This is a genomic window from Streptacidiphilus sp. MAP12-16, from assembly GCF_041262165.1.
Lineage (GTDB): Bacteria > Actinomycetota > Actinomycetes > Streptomycetales > Streptomycetaceae > Streptacidiphilus.
In genome coordinates this window covers 122,607-138,506 of the sequence record NZ_JBGCBY010000010.1, presented here as the reverse complement: position 1 = coordinate 138,506, position 15,900 = coordinate 122,607, and the positions used below count along the sequence as shown (strand labels likewise).

Below are 15,900 nucleotides of genomic sequence, written 5' to 3'. Positions count from 1 at the left end.
TCGGCCTTGAACGTGGTTCCCCTCTACCGATCACTGTGACGAGGCGGCAGAGTTGTCACCAGGTGAGCGATATCGGCACGCCGACAAGGGGGAGGGCCATGGGCCCGCAGACACGCAAGGCGGCTGCCGTGCCGCTCGGCCCCGGCATGTTGCCGACCCTGATCCGGGCCGTCGCCGGACTGGTTCTGCTGCTGTTCATGCTGATCGTGCTGCCGACCGGGCTGGTGTACGGAACGATCGCTCTGGCTGGTCAGGGAGGCGTGCCGCTGTCGGGGAACGTCCCCACCCTGCTCGCCAGCCCGGACCAGGGGCAGCTGTTCGCGTGGGCGCTGGCGCTGATCGGCTGGATCGCCTGGGGTGCGTTCGCGCTCAGCGTGGTGGTCGAGGTCCCCGCGCGGCTGCGCGGCCGGGTTCCGCGCCGCCTGCCCGCGCTCGGCTGGTCCCAGCGTTCCGCGGCGGGCCTGCTGGGTGCGATCTTCGCGGTGCTGCCGGTGGGCGCGGCGTTCGCCTCGGCGGTACCCGCGAGCACGGCCACGACCACGGCAACGGGTGCCCGCTCCGCGCCCGTCACCGGACGTCCGACAGACACGGCGTCCGCTGTCCCCCACGCGGCGACCGCCGAGGAACCCCACTACACCGTGCGCGCGGCGCGCCCCGCGGAGACCCTCTGGTCCATCGCCCTGGCCCAACTCGGCGACGGCACGCGGTGGAAGGACATCGCCCTGCTGAACGAGGGCCGGGTCGTGGGCGCGGACGGCAGCGTCTTCCGCGCCGACGCGGCGCTCCGTCCAGGCTGGACGCTCGCCATGCCCGCCGCCCCGGTCGAGGTCACCGTGCACGCGGGGGACACCCTCTCCAGGATCGCCGATGAGCACCACCTCCCCGGGGGCTGGGAGGCGCTGTATGCCGCCAACCATCGGGTGATCGGAACCGACCCCGATCTGATCCGGCCCGGGCAGCAGCTCCGGCTGCCGTCGGCTCCCGGCAGCGCGAACGGCAACGGCAGCGGCGGCCGGAGCGTCAGTCCAGCGGTCGCGTCACGAACCGCCGCACAACCCCAAGGCGCACATCCTGAGGCCGCACATCCCGGGGCCGTATCACCCGGGGCCGTACCACCCGAGCTGTTACGCCCCGAAGCAGCACAGCTCGGAGCGGCCGCTCCCGCGCGGGCGCCGACCGGGCACCGCAGCGCCGACTCGACCGCCCTCCCCGCGGTGGGCGCCGCCGGGCTGCTCGCCGCCGGCCTGGTCGGCGTGCTGGTCCGCAACCGGATCCTGCAGCAGCGCCGTCGCCCCCCGCGCCGCCGGATACCGATGCCCGCCGCCGAGGAGCAGCGGTACGAGACGGCCCTGCGCGCCGCGGCCGAACTCACCGGTCTCGACCTGCTCGACCGCACCCTGCGCACCCTTGGCATGACCTGCCTCGACACCGGTGCGGAGCTGCCCGCGCTCGCCGCCGCCGCCCTGCGCCCCGACGGTGTCATCGACCTGCACCTGGTCGACCCCGCACCCGCCGCCATCGCGCCGTTCACCGGGCCGCCCAACAGCCGGCTGTGGAGCTGCCGGGCCGCCGACGCGGACCTCGTCTCCGCCGAACGCGCGCACGACGTCCCCGCCCCCTACCCGGCCCTGGTCACCCTCGGACACACCCGCGACGGCGTCCATGTCCTGGCCGACCTGGAGACCGCGCGGCATCTGCACCTCGACGGCAGCCCCGAGGACGTCGCCGCGGTCAGCCGCGCGCTGGTCGCCGAGCTGGCCGCCAGCCCGCTCGCCGACCAGCTGCGCCTGGTCGCCCTCGGCAGCGCCGCGCCTCTGGTCGGCCGTATCGGCGTCGACCGGTTGCGGGCCGGGGGCCGGCCGGAGCAGGTCCTGGCGGACCTGGGCGGACACCGGAAGGCGCTCGAACGCGCCATGGCGGACTGCCAGGTCGAGCATCCGAGGGCGGCCCGCTCCCATGGAGTGGCCACCGAGACCTGGATCCCGATGCTGCTGTGCACCGACGAGTCCCTGACCCCTGATCAGCTCGACTGGCTGGACTGGGTCCTGTCCGGCGCCGAGCACCGCTGCCTCGCGGCCGTCACTCCGGCGGGGCCGGGAGCGGGCTGGCATCTGAACGCCCGCCCGGGGTACCACCAGCTCGCAGGGGGCCTGCCGTTCGCCGTCCAGCTGCAGCGGCTGGATGAGGACGAGCTGGCGACGGTGCTGAGCCTGCTCGCCACCAGCGGGCAAGCTCCCGCCGAGCCGCCGCCCGCCTGGACCGGCCACGATCCGAACGCGGAGCCCGGCGCCTACGACCCCTTTGTCATCCCCGTCCTCGCCACGCGGTCGCGAGCCACGAACGGGGCCGACCCCGCCTCGGCGACAGCGGTCCCGCTGCTCTGCCTGGACACGCCGGGGGGCTTCGCGGACCAGCCGGTGCAGGTGCAGGTGCCCACGTCCGCCCAGGTGCCGCTCCCCGCATCGCCGACGGATCCCCACCCAGGAACCGCTCCGCGGATCCTGCTCCTCGGGCCGGTCCAGGTCGTCGGGGCCTCCGGTGTCGCCGACCCCTCCTCCGTCGGCCGGCTCACCGCGCTGGCGGCCCTGCTGGCCCTGCAGCCCGACCCCGACCTTCGCAACGTCGACGCGGTCGTCAGCCGGGTCGCCCGCTCCGTCGCCCTGTCCCGGCTCCGCGACTGGCTCGGCAGCGACTGCGCCGGCGCCCCCTACCTGCCCCCGGCTTCCTGGCATCTGCATCCTGCGGTGACCAGCGACTGGGCGGACTTCCAGGAGCTGTACCGCCTCGGCATGCACGGCACCGGGCCCGCCGCGGACTCAGCTCTGCGCAGGGCCCTGGACCTGGTCCGCTCGGCGCCTTTCGCCGGGGCGCACAGCCTCTACCCCTGGGCCGAGCCGTACCGCCAGGACATGATCTCCGCGATCATCGACGCCTCCCACGAACTGGCCAAACGCTGCCTGGCCCGTGGCGACCACCTCGGCTGTGAGGCCGCCCTGCACAGCGGGCTCGCCGCCGTCCCGGAAGCCGAGATCCTGCACCGGGGCCTGATCCGCCTGTACGCCACGACCGGGCGGCGCGACCACGTGGCCGCCACCATCACCCAGCTCGCCCAGCTCAACGACGCCATGGGCTACCGCGACTACGAACCGGAGACGCTCCAGCTCTTCAGCATGATCTCCGGTCGGCGCCATCCCTGACCAACCATCACCACCCAGAAGGAGCAACCCTGATGGCCATAGCGAACGGACGCCACCGCCGACCCCAGCCTCCCGCCACCGGGGCCGTCCTCGTGAAGGCCGCGGGGGCGACCGCAGTCGGCGCGGCCATCCCGGTCCTGACGGCTGGTGCCGGGCACGCCGCCACCAGCTCGGTCTGGGACCGGGTCGCGGCCTGCGAGTCCAGCGGCGACTGGCACGTCAACACCGGCAACGGCTACTTCGGCGGGCTGCAGTTCTCAGCCTCCACCTGGGCAGCCTACGGTGGCACGCACTACGCCGAGACCGCCGACCGGGCCACCCGCGCCGAGCAGATCTCCGTCGCGCAGCGCGTACTGCAGGGCCAGGGCACGGGAGCCTGGCCCGTGTGCTCCGTGCGGGCCGGACTGACCCGCGGCAACGGCGCGGCGGCGCAGCCCGCCGCCACTGCGCCCGCCCCCGCCCCCGCGCCGGCCAAGCAGCACGCTCCCAGCAGACCCGCGAAGCCGGTCAGTCCCATGAGAACCGCGCCGACCAGGACGGTCGAGCACACGGTCCAGCGGGGCGAGACCCTCTCGGGCATCGCGCAGAGCCTCCGCGTCCCCGGCGGCTGGAACGCCCTCTACGCCGCCAACCGGACGGTGGTCGGCGCCGACCCGAACCTGATCTTCCCCGGCGAGCACCTGGCCTGGCGAGGGGGCCAAGCCACCCCCGCCGCCGCCACCCCCACCACCGGCACCGCGGCCGAGCCCAAGGCGGCGACCAGCATCGTCCACCACACCCCGATCCCCGCCGCCGTATTCGTGGCCCCGATCAGCGGCGACCCGGTCATCTCCGAGAGCTACGGCGTCGCCGGCCCGTGGGCGGCCGGGCACCACACCGGAGTGGACCTCGCCGTCCCCGTCGGCACCGTGGTCCACGCGGTCGGCACCGGAACGGTCGTCAAAGCCGAGTGGGGCGGCGCATACGGGCGCATGGTCGTGATCCGGCACGCCGACGGCCGCTACAGCCTCTACGCCCACCTCTCGCGGATCGACGTCTCCGCCGGCCAGAGCCTCACCGCAGGGACCCAGATCGGCCTGTCCGGCGCCACCGGCAACGTCACCGGACCCCACCTGCACTTCGAGGTCGACACCACCGAGAGCTACGGCTCCGACATCAACCCCGTCAGCTGGCTCGCCTCCCACGGGGTGACCCTCTTCTGACCCGCCGCCGAACGGCGGACTCCTCCGGGACCGACTCGTCTCCGTCAGCCGGTGAACCGGCCGACGGTGCAGGTACGGTACGAGAGGTGCGGGAGCGGCCGGTATCCGGTCGTCCGGCGACCTCTGCTCCACCGGAAGGACTCCTACGTGCGCATCGTGCTGGGTCTACTGGGCGTCATCATCGTCCTCGGCGTCTTCTCCTCGGTGATCCGAACGCTGGTCATCCCGAGACCCGCCCGCTCCAGCTTCACGCGGGTGGTGCGGCGCGCCCTGTTCGTGCCGTTCCAGGCCGTCGCGAACCGCTGCAGCAGCAACGAGGCGAAGGACCGGGTGCTCGGCCCGGCCGCGCCGCTGTCGATCCTGGTCACGTTGGTGCTGTGGCTGGCGTCGTTCTTGGTGGGCTATGCCCTGCTGGAGGTCGCCGTCAGCGACTTCGGGGTCAAGGCCGCCCTGAGCGAGGCGGGTTCCTCGCTCTTCACCCTGGGCTTCGCCAGCAGCAGCCAGCGCAGCGCGCTCACGGCGGTGGACTTCTGCGCGGCGGCCACTGGTCCGATCACGATCGCCCTGCAGATCGGCTACCTCCCCGCTCTCTACAGCGCCTACGCCACCCGCGAGACCGAGGTCACCTTGCTGCAGTCACGGGCCGGGAGCCCGCCCTGGGGTCCGGAGATCCTGGCCCGCTACGCCCAGGCGGACCTCCTGGACTCCCTGGTCGAGCTGTTCGTGAACTGGGAGCGGTGGAGCGCCGAGGTGAACGAGAGCCACACCACCTATCCGGTGCTGATCCTGTTCCGCTCCGCGCGCGCCTCGCGCAACTGGCTGGTCTCCCTGCTCGCCGTCCTGGACGCCGCCGCGCTCCATCTCGCCTTCAACCCCTCGCGTCCGCAGACCCAGGTGCGGCTGGCGCTCAGGGCCGGGTTCGTGTGCCTGCGGGATCTCGCCGAGGTCCGCGGCATCACCTACAACCCGGATCCCACACCCGACGACGACCTCGACCTCGACTACAAGAGGTTCCTGGACGGGGTGGCCCGGATGGAGCAACAGGGCTTTCCGATGGAGCGCACCGCCGAGCAGGCGTGGCCGCACTTCAGGGGATGGCGCGTCAACTACGAGTCCCTCGCCTACCAGCTCGCGTACGACATCGACGCGGTCCCCGCCGCCTGGTCCGGTCCCCGCCGCACCGCAGCGGTCGTGGTCACCCCGACCACCCCGCGCGACCGGCGGCCGGTCGGCTGACCGAGTCGCCGCATGAACTGCCCCCACTGGCAGTGGTGTTGACAGGGTTTCCGGGAACCATGCAGCGCTGCCGGGCGTCGACAGGATGAGTCGAAAGGTGGGGCATGGCTGTGGTTGACACGGATGCTGCGAACGACGGGGACCCCGGCGGCCTGTTCGCGAGCTATCTGGGCACGAAGGCGCGGCGCCCGGAGCGGGACTTCACGGCGTTCAGGGCGGGCGAGATCGTGCTGCCCGGCGGCGTCCTGGTCCCGTGGGACCCGGCCGGCCCGGCCGGCCCGGCCGCACCGGAGTCGGACGCCACCGTGGGTCTGCCGGCGGGGCGGTATCCGGTGTGGCTGCGGGTCGAGGAGGACCGCCGCGGCGACAACCAGGTGGTGCTGGTGGTGGTCCCGTTCGGCGCGAAGCCGGCGACGAGCTGGGCCGACGAGCAGGGCGGTCGGCGTGGCGGCGCGGGTCTGATCCGGTCCGGCCTGCTGTGCCTGGGCACGGACGGGACCAGTCTTCGGCTTGGCGAGCGGATGCTCGCGCTGGCCCGTCCCGAGATCGACCGGCGCGGGTGGCGGGAACCGGACGTCGGCGAGCTGTGCGACAAGGCCCTGGCCGGCACCGAGCCGATCGAGCCGGTCCCGGGTGCGTTCCGCAAGGGCTGGCACGTGCTGGCCGATCCCGGAACCGGCGGGGAGGCAGTCGGGCTGCTCACCGGCGCCCGGTTCGGACGGCAGGTCGTCGGCCACGACGACCGCGGCGCCCCTGCCGCCTACGTTCTGGACCTGACCGTCTAGGTCCGGTGCCGGTCGCGTCCGCCAGGGGACGTAGGACCTCGGTCGGATGACGGGTTGCACACCCATGTGAAGGAATGGAGCCTGGCGGGAAGTCTGACCGAAGGGACATCGTGGACCAGGAACGAGCGGATGCCTATCTGGCGGCCATGGGCGCCGAGCGCCCCAGGGTTCCGGACGCCTCCGCGCTGGCGGAGCTGCAGCTCCGGCATCTGCTGCGGGTGCCGTTCGAGAACCTGGACATCCACCTGGGACAGCCGATCGTCCTGACCGAGGAAGCGCTGCTCGAAAAGATCGTCGACCGGGGGCGCGGCGGCTTCTGCTACGAACTCAACAGCGCCTTCGGAGCGTTGCTGGCCGCGCTGGGCTTCCAGGTCACACTGCTCTCCGCGCGCGTGTTCGGCGGCGGCGACAGCCTCGGCATCCCCTTCGACCACCTCGCACTTCGGGTCGACCTGGACGAGCCCTGGCTGGTCGACGTCGGCTTCGGACGCTTTGCCCACCACCCGCTGCGCCTGCTCCAGCGCGACGAGCAGCAGGATCCGGGTGGACGGTTCCAGCTCGTCGAGCGGGCCTTCGGCGACCTCGACGTCCTGATGGACGGGAAGCCGCAGTACCGGCTGGAGAGCCGGCCCCGCACGCTGGACGACTTCACGGCGGGCTGCTGGTACCAGCAGACCTCGCCCGACTCGCACTTCACGCAGGCGCCGGTCTGCTCGCGCCTGACCACCACGGGCAGGGTCACCCTCAGCGACCGCACCCTGATCGAGACCTCGGGCAGCGAACGCCGGGAGGAGGAACTCATCGGCGACAGTGCGTTGCTGGAGGCATACCGGCAGCACTTCGGCATCACCCTGCCGAGCCCGCCCTCCCGCCGTCCCGTCGGTGGCTAGGAGGGTGCTGAAGATCTGGGCCGGAACAGGGAGCGGCGTCATGCGGCGTAGAGGGCGACCAGGGGGCACCTCCCGCCCGAAGGGTGGGGGAGACAACGCGGCAAGCGCCCGCGGCGGAGCCGCTGTCGTCGCGGGCGCAGGGCGTCGCGAGCCCGGCCTAGATCTTCCGCACCCTCCTAGACGAAGCCGAGCAGGGGGTAGTCCTTGCCGAGGACCTGCGCGGGATCGAACGCCAGGACCCGGTGCAGCAGCGTCGCGTAGACGGACCTGAAGTCGGTGCTGAACTTCAGGTCCCCGGCGTCCAGGTCGGTCAGGCTCGGCTGCGCGCCGTAGAAGCCGCCCCGGACCGGGGTGCCGGCGACCAGCACCGGACCTGCCGTCCCATGGTCCGTGCCCTGGTTGGCGTTGGCCTGCACCCGGCGGCCGAACTCGGAGTAGACCGCCAGGACCACGGGGTTGGGGCCGGTCTCCACCCGGGCGAGGAAACCGGACACGGCCTGGTCGAGCTCTCCGAGCAGCTGCTCCTGGGTGGCCTTCTCGCCCGCGTGGGTGTCGAACCCGCCCAGGCTGACGGCGTAGACGCGGGTGGGGACCTTCGCCGCGATGCAGGAGGCGACGACGTCGAGCTGCGACGCGAGCACCCCGCTCCCGGCGTAGGCGGGCTGCGCAGTCTGGCCGCCGGGGGTGGGCGTGGCAGCGGGCGAGGCGGTCGGCGAGGGCGACTGGCGGGGGCTCAGGGACGCCTTCGCCCCGTCGAAAACCCCGCCGAAGGTCCGCGCGACGGTGAGCAGATCGCGGTCGGCGGTCGCCGCCTGCGCCTGGGTGGAGGAGTCGGCGGGGGACTCCGCCCCCAGGGTGGTGAAGGCATTCAGGCTGCGGCCCTTCGGCAGTCGGAACGCACCGGTGGGCAGCGCGGACCCGGCGGTCGACGCACCCGCCAGCAGCGGTGGCAGCACCCCGCCGAGGGACACCGCGCGCAGCGGGTCCTTTCCCGTGGCGTCCAGCCAGCGGCCGAGCCAGCCTGTGCTCTGCGGGATCTCCGGCGAGGCGGTCTGCCAGATGTCCATCGACTGGAAGTGGCTGTGGCTCGGCTTCGGGTAGCCGACGCCGCGCACCACCGCCAACCGCTTCCCTTCCCACAGCGCGTGCAGCCCCTTGAGCGCGGGGTTCAGCCCGAGGCCGTCTCCCAGGTCGAGCACCTGCGCCGGGGTGTACGCGAGGTCGGGACGGGCGTCCTGGTAGGCGGAGTCACCAGCCGGGATCACCGTGTTGAGTCCGTCGTTGCCGCCGTAGAGCGTCAGCACCACCAGCACCGCGGACTGCGCCGGCAGCGGACTGGTGCGGGCTCCGTGGGCGAGGTCCTGCCAGCCGATGACGGTGCCTCCGGCGGCCAGCGCACCCGCGCCGACCACGCCTGAGGCCAGCAGGAACCTCCGTCGGGTCCATCGGTCCATCCTGGCTCAACTCCCTTGGGACTTCAGTTTGTTGCGTACTCGGGCGAGACCAGGGCGAGTAGCACCAGCTCGCGCGGGTCGTCCTGGACCTGCGCCAGCGCCGCCCGGGTGCGCGGGGTCCAGGCGTCCACCCCGAGCAGTCGCGCCGCTGCGTCCACCCGCGCTGCGGCCGGCGCCGAGGTCACCGGCCGGATGTCGGCGCCGGAGACCGCCCACTGGGCGAACACCAGCCGGGCCTGGGCGGCCGCCGTCGTCAACCAGGCGCTCCCAGCCGGCCAGCCGCCGACGTTCGGCGGCTCGAACGGGATCTGGCCGAGCGCCCGCAGCGCCGCGAGCAGGGTGGTGCGGCTGCGGCCGGGACCGGTGTCCACCCTGATGTCGAGCATCCGCAGTGCGCCCACCACGTACTCGACCGGCTGTTTCACCAGGGCGCCGCGTACGGTCGCGCCACGGAAGACCGGGTCCAGCAGCAGCGCCCTCAGCAGCGCCGTGAGGTTCCGCCCCGGTCCGTAGGCGGCCAGCAGGCGTCCCATCGCGTCCGCAGGGACGGCCCCCGGCGCGGCCAGGCGATTCCACAGCCGGGTCACCACATGGACGTGCGAGGCGGGTTGACCGACCAGCAGGTCCACCAGCGACTCGGCGTCGAAGTCGGCGCTCTGCCCGACGACGGTCTTGCTCCCGCTGTCGTGGGCCGCCGGATTGAAGACCAGCCGCCCGTCCGTGCGGTCGAGCCGCCAGCCGGTCAGCGCTCGCGCCGCCTCGCGCACGTCGTTCTCGGTGTAGTTCCCGATGCCGAGGGTGAACAGCTCCATGAGCTCGCGCCCGAGGTTCTCGTTGGGCGCCCTCCTGGTGCTGCCCGACGCGTCCAGCCACAGCGCCATCGCCGGATCGTGCACCATCGCGTGCGCCAGCACGCCGAAGTCGCCGCCGCCGAGGGCGCGCAGGGTCTGGTTCTGCGCCAGCATCAGCTGCGGGCTGCGGACCTTCTGTTCCGAGGTGGCCCAGTGGCCGTGCCAGAAGAAGGTGCGCTTCTCCACCAGGGGCGCGGTCACCCGGGTCATCCGGTCCAGCCACCAGGCCACCAGCAGCAGTTCCTGCTGCGCCCGCTGCTGGTTCGCGGCCTTCCGCGCGGCCGGGTCACGGCCCACGGCAGTGGGCTCGGGGCCGAGGTCCGGCGGCGGCGTGGCCGCGGCACCAGGGTCTCCGCCCGGTCCCGGACCGGCGAGCAGCGTGTCCACCGTCGCCTCGTATCCGTTCGTGGCGGCGGCGTCGATCTCCTCGGGGCGGCCGCCGAACCCGGCCCGCCGCAGCAGGTGCGCGACCTCGGCCCGTGGGTCACCGACAGCTGTCGAAGATGACGATGGAGTCGGAGACGTCACAGCACCCACCCGCAATCAGCGTTCCCCTGTGCGCCGCCCTGCGATCGGCTGGCACGCGCCGACCGTAGGACGCGCCTTTGTGGGTTTCTTGTGGAACGGGCAGCGGGCAGCGGGCAGCGGGAGTCAGGTCAGGGTGTCAACGTCGCGTCCCCCAGGGCAATATCCATGGATACCGCGTTGTGGTTCGCATTGCTGGTGGCGTTGCACGTGATTTCCAACTGAGCCGACCCCTGCAGGTTGAGGTGGATCTTTTGCGGCTGGCCGATGACGTCGGCGATCGGCGGACTCAGCTGAGTGGTGGAGCCGTTCTTGAGAAACCCGATGGTCGCGGTGTTCCCCGCCGCGTTGGTGGCGTCGTTGGGCACGCCGACGGTCGCGTCCAGGAACGCGAAGCCGGCTACGTTGTAGACGACGTACGAGTTGTAGCCGCCCGTGCAGTTGAATCGCACGCTCTGTGGGAAGGGCGTGGTACCGATCTGCACCGGTCCGATGACGATGTTCCCGGCGTTGTTGTTCTGCAGCGGTTTGAGCAGGGACAGGCTGGTTGCTGCGGTGGGATTCGGCGCGGAGGTCGGTTGGTCGGTGGCTGTCGGACTCGGTGTGGCGGCAGGCCCGTTGCTCGGCGGAGCTGCGGGCACGGTCCGGACGACCGTGACTGTCGGAGCCGGGGCGGGAGTTGCGGTGGTGGCGACGTGCCCGACGGCAGCGCCGAGCCCGAAGCTGGTGAGGATCGACCCGGCCACGGCGATGATGCCGTAGACATTCGTCAGGATGTCCTTGATGTTGCCCAGGGTGGCAACCAGGCCCTTTCCCCGCGGACCTGCGGCAGGCCCCCCGGGAGCCGGCTGGTCCGCCGGAGGCGGGCTGGGTGGAGCTTGTCCTCTGTCTGGTTGGACCGTCATGGTTTTCCCCCCATGTCTCACGTACCTGAGCCGTACTCGAAGGTCGCGCTCACATTGTCCAAATCGTCGTCATAGCAGGCGCCGCAACGCAGCCCAGACAAACCGGACGGATTCGGATGAGCTATGCAAACCCTAGGGGGCGGAAGTCTTCACCCACAGGAGATGTCCGCAACTCCCGGTACCAAAGCCATAACGGAGTGCAAGCGTGACTCAGGGGGATGTGGTGGCCGCGAGATCCAGCCGCCAGTCGTTGCAACGCATGATGCAGATCGCGTTCGACGCCGGGTTGTCGACCGACGGGAAGGCATGCAGGTACCGGTGCTTCCGCTCGGCTGCGGCGGCCACCGACTGGGCGACGGTCGCGGACGCAATGCCCCGGCGCTGGAACTCCGGAAGGACGGGCCGCCGAGGTGTTCGGTCATCTCCGGCGCGTTGGTACGCCGCAGCAGGTCGAGGTCCCCGTCCGTCGTCCATCACAGCACCCGGGTCTGACAAGCCGACGCCTCACGCCCGCCGCCTCACGCCCGAGGTCCCCTCCGATCCCCCCGCGAATCGGAGGATCGGACGGGACCTCGACTGCGTCGTCGACCGGGCTCAGGCGGCGCGGGCAGCCAGGGCGGCGCGGCCGGCGAGCTGGATCGCTGCCTGCTCGGCGACCCGGCGGCCGAGGTGCTCGGCCGTGGCGATGTCGGCACCGTGGACGGCTTCGGGGCCCTGGTCGTTGTTGGACTGGGCGCCGGCGCCCAGGAAGATGCCGAGGCGGTTGAGGTCGTGCTCGGATGCCTCGGAGTTGTTCCAGCCCGGGTGCAGGCCGAGGCTGACCCAGTTCATGCCGTGCTGGGCGGCGAGGATGCCGAAGAACTGCAGGGTGTGCACCTTGTCGCCGCTCTTGGATCCGGAGTTGGTGAACCCCGCCGCGAGCTTGTCCTTCCAGGCGCTGCCGAACCACCGCTTGGAGCTGGCCTCGGCGAAGGCGTGGAAGGCGGCAGAGGCGGTGCCCATGTAGGTGGGCGAGCCGAACACGATCGCGTCGGAGGCGTCGAGCGACTCCCACTCGGCGTCCGTGATCTCGTCCACCGCGATCAGGTTCACCGCCGCGCCGCCGTCCTTGGCGCCGCGCTGGACAGCCTCGGCGATGACGGTGGTGTGGCCGAAGCCGGAGTGGTAGGCGATGGAGACGACGGGGGTGGTCACGGGGGTCGACACGGCTGCTGCCTCCTGGCTGCTGGACTGGTTCTTGCGATGGGAGCCGAAGCGGCTCATGGCACTTTTCCTTCGCTGGGTGTGCGGCGCTCTGGCGCCGACGCAACTACGCTGACACTTTCTAATCGAAAGCGCAACCCATGAGAAAGCGCTGCGGAACGGGTAGCATGGCTCTATGGACACTTCTGAGACGGTCCGCACTCCGCCGGGGACCTGCCAGAGCCTGGAAGCGGAGTTCGACGCGTTCGCCCGCAACTGCCCCTCCCGCCCCACGCTCGAACATGTCACCGGACGCTGGGGGAGCCTCGTCCTGGGCGGCCTGCACGAGGGGCCGCTGCGGTTCAACGAGCTGCGGCGCCGTGTCGACGGGGTGAGCGAGAAGATGCTCGCGCAGACCCTGCAGGCGCTCGAACGTGATGGATTCGTCCACCGCGAGGTCCGGACCGCGATCCCCCCGCGCGTCGAGTACAGCCTCACCCCGCTCGGGAGTCGGATCTCCGACAAGCTGATGAGCCTCATCGACGACCTGGAGGCGCACATGCCTGATGTGCTCGCGGCCCAGCAGGTCTACGACCGTAGCCAGGCCCAGGTCTGACGGGCAGCCACTTCCCGAAGTCGGCGGCCTGCCGCGGGCAGGGATGCGGAGGCGGCGGAGCCAGGCCAGGATGGGGCCATGACAGAGAATCACGCATCATGAGCGCCGAGGCGAGGGTCACCGTCACCGACGTGCCGCAGTCGCACCGCTTCGAGGCCCGGCTGGACGGCGAGTTGGCGGGCTACCTGTCCTATCTGCGCGACGACGAGCAGGTGGACTACCAGCACACCGTCGTCGACGAGGAGTACGAGGGCATGGGCGTCGGCGGTGCACTCGCCCGCGCGGCGCTGGACGACGGACGCAAGCGCGGCATCCGGGTCAAGGTCACCTGCCCGTTCCTCAAGGAATGGCTGGTCCGCCACCCGGAGTACCTGCCGGACGCCCAGGACTGACCGGCGGGACTGACCGAGGGGACTGATCGACGACGGCGAAGGCGGCCCCGCTACCCGGAGCCGCCTTCGCCGCTTCACTTCGCCGGCGAGTCGCCCAAGAACTCCACCAGCGCCGGCCCGACCGCCTCGGCCTTCACCATGTGCGTCTGGCCGGGCAGGGTGCGGTACTCGGAGTTCGGCAGCACCTCCGCGAGCTGCCGCGTCCCGTTGCGCATCCAGGTCGGACTCTTGCCGCCGTCCATGACCAGCACCGGTACCCTCACGGACTCCCACCGGTCCTTGGGCAAGGGCTTGCCCGACCCGGTGTCGCCCAGGACCCTGAAGTCGTAGGGCAGCGTGTGGGCAACGGACGTGAGCCGGGACCACACCGGCAGCAGCCGCATGACGACCAGAGCGGCGCCCGGCACGCCGACGGACTTGAGGAACATCTTGACCGCGGCGCCCCGCTGCCCCGACGCGACCAGCCTGTCCATCCGGTCCAGGTAGTCCTGCGGACGCGGGGGATGCGTGTCGTCGACGACGAACGGGGGCTCGTACGCGGCGACTCGGGAGACGCCGTCAAGCCGGGCGGCGGCGTCGAGGGCCAGGACAGCCCCGGACGAGGCGCCGAAGAGAGCCGCCGTGCCACCGGCCTCCGAGACCAGTGCGGCGATGTCCTCGATCTCGCGTTCCGGTGAGTAGGGCTTGGTGTCGCCACTCTCGCCGCGGCCGCGCCGGTCGTAGGTGTAGACGGTGAACTGCGCGGCCAGATCCTTCGCGAGCGGCGCCATCGGTCCGGACGCGCGGTAGCACAGCGCGCCGTCGACCAGGATCACCGACGGGCCGCTGCCCAGCCGGTCGAAGGCGATCTCGGTGCCGTCCTTGGACGTGACGGTGGATGTGGCGGTGCTCATGGACTCTCCTCTTTGTCGTCGTGCCGGCCGGTCTTTGTCGTCGTGCCGGCCGGCGCGTCAGACGCTCGACACGACCTCCTCGTCGTGGCTCGCCGCGCTGACGGGCACGTCGGGGTCGCGGAACCACGAACCCTGCACCGCCCACTGGATCAGCATCAGCACCACGCCGAGCAGCAGCGCGCCCAGGCCGATCACGGTCACGCCACCGGTTGGGCCAAAGATCGGCAGATCGATCGAGGTGCTGCCGTAGGTGGGGCTGGCGTAGACGTCGAACGCCGCATAGCAGAAGAAGTAGAGCAGGATCAGGCCGCCGAGGCCGGGCATGATGCCCTTGAACCACAGGTCGCGGGCACTGCGGGTGAGCACCTTGCGGAAGTACCAGACGCAGGCGAACCCGGTCAGGCCGTAGTAGAAGGCGATGCCCAGACCGACCGAGGCGATGGAGTCCGTCAGCACGTTGGTGCTGATCTTGACCAGCAGGACGTAGAAGGCGATCGAGGCGAGGCCCATGGCGACGGTCGAGAACGTCGGGGTCTGGAACCTGCGGTGGACGTAGCCGAACCTCGCCGGGATCGCCTTGTGGACGGCCATGGAGAAGGTGGTCCGCGCGGTGGGCAGGATGGTGGTCTGGGTGGAGGCGGCCGCGGAGGTGAGCACCATGAAGATCAGCAGCTTGGCCATGAACCAGCCGAGTCCCTTGCTGCCGAACACAGCGTTGCCCAGGCCGGAGAGGACGTCGCCGACGTTGTCCGGGTTGCTGAGGCCGATGCCCTTGTCGCCTACTCCGGCGAAGGCCTGCGCGGAGGTGGACACCAGCGCGTAGATGAGCAGCAGCAGGACCGTGGAGATGACGGCGGCGCGACCGGGGGTGTGCTCCTTGTCGGCGGTCTCCTCGTTGACGGAGACTGCGGTGTCCCACCCCCAGTAGATGAACACGGCGGAGAGGATGCCGGCGGTGAGCGCGCTCGCGGAGGTCACGTTGAACGGGTTGAACCAGGACGCCGAGATGTGTATCGAGGTCGAGGGGGCGTTGCTGGAGTACGTCTTGACCAGGGCGGTGATCGAGAAGACGACCAGCATGGCGACCTCGATGCACAGCAGCCAGCGCTGCAGTGCGGCGGACACCTCGATGCCGACGTAGCAGATCGCCGTCATCACGATGATCCAGATCACCCCGGCGACGGTGGTCCACAGGGTGCTGGAGGACAGGCTGCTGAAGCCGAACAGTTGGAATCCGTAGGAGCCGGCGATCTGCGCCAGGTTGGCCATGACGATGATGTCCGCGACGATGATGCCCCAGCCGCCCATCCAGCCGGTACGGGGGCCGAAGGCCCGCGCCGCCCAGGTGAAGGTGGTGCCGCAGTCCGGGTCGACCTGGTTGAGCTCCTTGTAGGCGTAGGCGATCAGGAGCATCGGGATGAACGCCAGGATGGTGATGATGGGCGCCTGGAGCCCGACCCCGGCCACGATCACGCCGAGGGTGGCGGCCAGGCTGTAGGCGGGGGCGGTCGAGGCCAGCCCGATGGCGACGGAGGAGAAGAGGCCGAGGGCGTTGTTCTTGAGGCCCTTCTCACCCGCGCCGGAGCCGGTGGTGAGCGGGGGGAGGGACTCGGGTGCTGCGGATCTGCCAGAGGGACTGCTCATCGGGGATCCCGTGCCTTTCGCGGTCGGACCTGGAACCGGGCGTGGGTACGAGCGGCCGGGCGTCACCGAGGGGCGAGACGGATGTGACGCGCGTCATGGCCGGATGTTAGGGCCCCATTGTCCTTCGG

The 15,900-nt window shown here is 71.3% G+C and carries 13 protein-coding genes; 7 read left to right on the top strand and 6 right to left on the bottom strand.

Translation table 11 applies throughout. The features are described from left to right. Positions 1–98 precede the first annotated feature (98 nt). From ABIA33_RS15830 to ABIA33_RS15810, 5 genes are all read left to right on the top strand, one after another. Entirely contained in the window at positions 99–3,197 is a 3,099-nt protein-coding gene (locus ABIA33_RS15830; RefSeq protein WP_370081840.1) for a LysM peptidoglycan-binding domain-containing protein, read from the top strand. A gap of 32 nt (positions 3,198–3,229) precedes the next feature. Next, on the top strand, positions 3,230–4,399 hold the full coding sequence (locus ABIA33_RS15825) for a transglycosylase family protein (protein WP_370081838.1): 1,170 nt from the start codon (positions 3,230–3,232) through the stop codon (positions 4,397–4,399). 147 nt (positions 4,400–4,546) lie between these two features. Further along, positions 4,547–5,635 carry a hypothetical protein gene (locus ABIA33_RS15820; RefSeq protein WP_370081836.1) on the top strand — a complete coding sequence of 363 codons (1,089 nt, stop codon included), beginning with the start codon at positions 4,547–4,549 and terminating at the stop codon, positions 5,633–5,635. A gap of 104 nt (positions 5,636–5,739) precedes the next feature. Next, positions 5,740–6,420 carry a hypothetical protein gene (locus ABIA33_RS15815; protein ID WP_370081834.1) on the top strand — a complete coding sequence of 227 codons (681 nt, stop codon included), beginning with the start codon at positions 5,740–5,742 and terminating at the stop codon, positions 6,418–6,420. Between the two features lie 110 nt (positions 6,421–6,530). Beyond that, positions 6,531–7,310: an arylamine N-acetyltransferase gene (locus ABIA33_RS15810; RefSeq protein WP_370081832.1), complete on the top strand. Its 780-nt coding sequence runs from the start codon at positions 6,531–6,533 to the stop codon at positions 7,308–7,310. A 176-nt stretch (positions 7,311–7,486) separates the two neighbouring features. Here ABIA33_RS15810 and ABIA33_RS15805 read toward each other — a convergent pair whose 3' ends face one another. The 4 genes from ABIA33_RS15805 to ABIA33_RS15790 form a co-directional block, all read right to left on the bottom strand. Continuing rightward, positions 7,487–8,764, bottom strand: coding sequence for a DUF1501 domain-containing protein (locus ABIA33_RS15805; protein WP_370081830.1), 1,278 nt, complete (start codon positions 8,762–8,764; stop codon positions 7,487–7,489). A gap of 23 nt (positions 8,765–8,787) precedes the next feature. Continuing rightward, complete coding sequence (locus ABIA33_RS15800; protein ID WP_370081828.1) at positions 8,788–10,143, bottom strand: DUF1800 family protein; 1,356 nt, start codon at positions 10,141–10,143, stop codon at positions 8,788–8,790. A 128-nt stretch (positions 10,144–10,271) separates the two neighbouring features. Next, positions 10,272–11,045, bottom strand: a complete 774-nt coding sequence (locus ABIA33_RS15795; protein ID WP_370081826.1) for a hypothetical protein — start codon at positions 11,043–11,045, stop codon at positions 10,272–10,274. Positions 11,046–11,639: 594 nt separating this feature from the next. Further along, a complete protein-coding gene (locus ABIA33_RS15790; protein ID WP_370082058.1) occupies positions 11,640–12,239 on the bottom strand; it encodes a flavodoxin family protein in 600 nt (199 codons plus the stop codon). A gap of 184 nt (positions 12,240–12,423) precedes the next feature. On the opposite strand from ABIA33_RS15790, the gene ABIA33_RS15785 reads away from it, so the two are divergent. Beyond that, positions 12,424–12,843 (top strand): winged helix-turn-helix transcriptional regulator, encoded by a 420-nt coding sequence (locus ABIA33_RS15785; protein ID WP_370081824.1) that lies wholly within the window; start codon positions 12,424–12,426, stop codon positions 12,841–12,843. A gap of 98 nt (positions 12,844–12,941) precedes the next feature. Continuing rightward, complete coding sequence (locus ABIA33_RS15780) at positions 12,942–13,235, top strand: GNAT family N-acetyltransferase (RefSeq protein WP_370081822.1); 294 nt, start codon at positions 12,942–12,944, stop codon at positions 13,233–13,235. Positions 13,236–13,309: 74 nt separating this feature from the next. Here the strand turns inward: ABIA33_RS15780 and ABIA33_RS15775 are convergent, their stop codons facing one another. Together ABIA33_RS15775 and ABIA33_RS15770 are read right to left on the bottom strand one after the other, a co-directional pair. After that, positions 13,310–14,128, bottom strand: coding sequence for an alpha/beta fold hydrolase (locus ABIA33_RS15775; RefSeq protein ID WP_370081820.1), 819 nt, complete (start codon positions 14,126–14,128; stop codon positions 13,310–13,312). A 57-nt stretch (positions 14,129–14,185) separates the two neighbouring features. Beyond that, entirely contained in the window at positions 14,186–15,772 is a 1,587-nt protein-coding gene (locus ABIA33_RS15770) for an APC family permease (RefSeq protein WP_370081818.1), read from the bottom strand. Between the last annotated feature and the right edge of the window lie 128 nt (positions 15,773–15,900).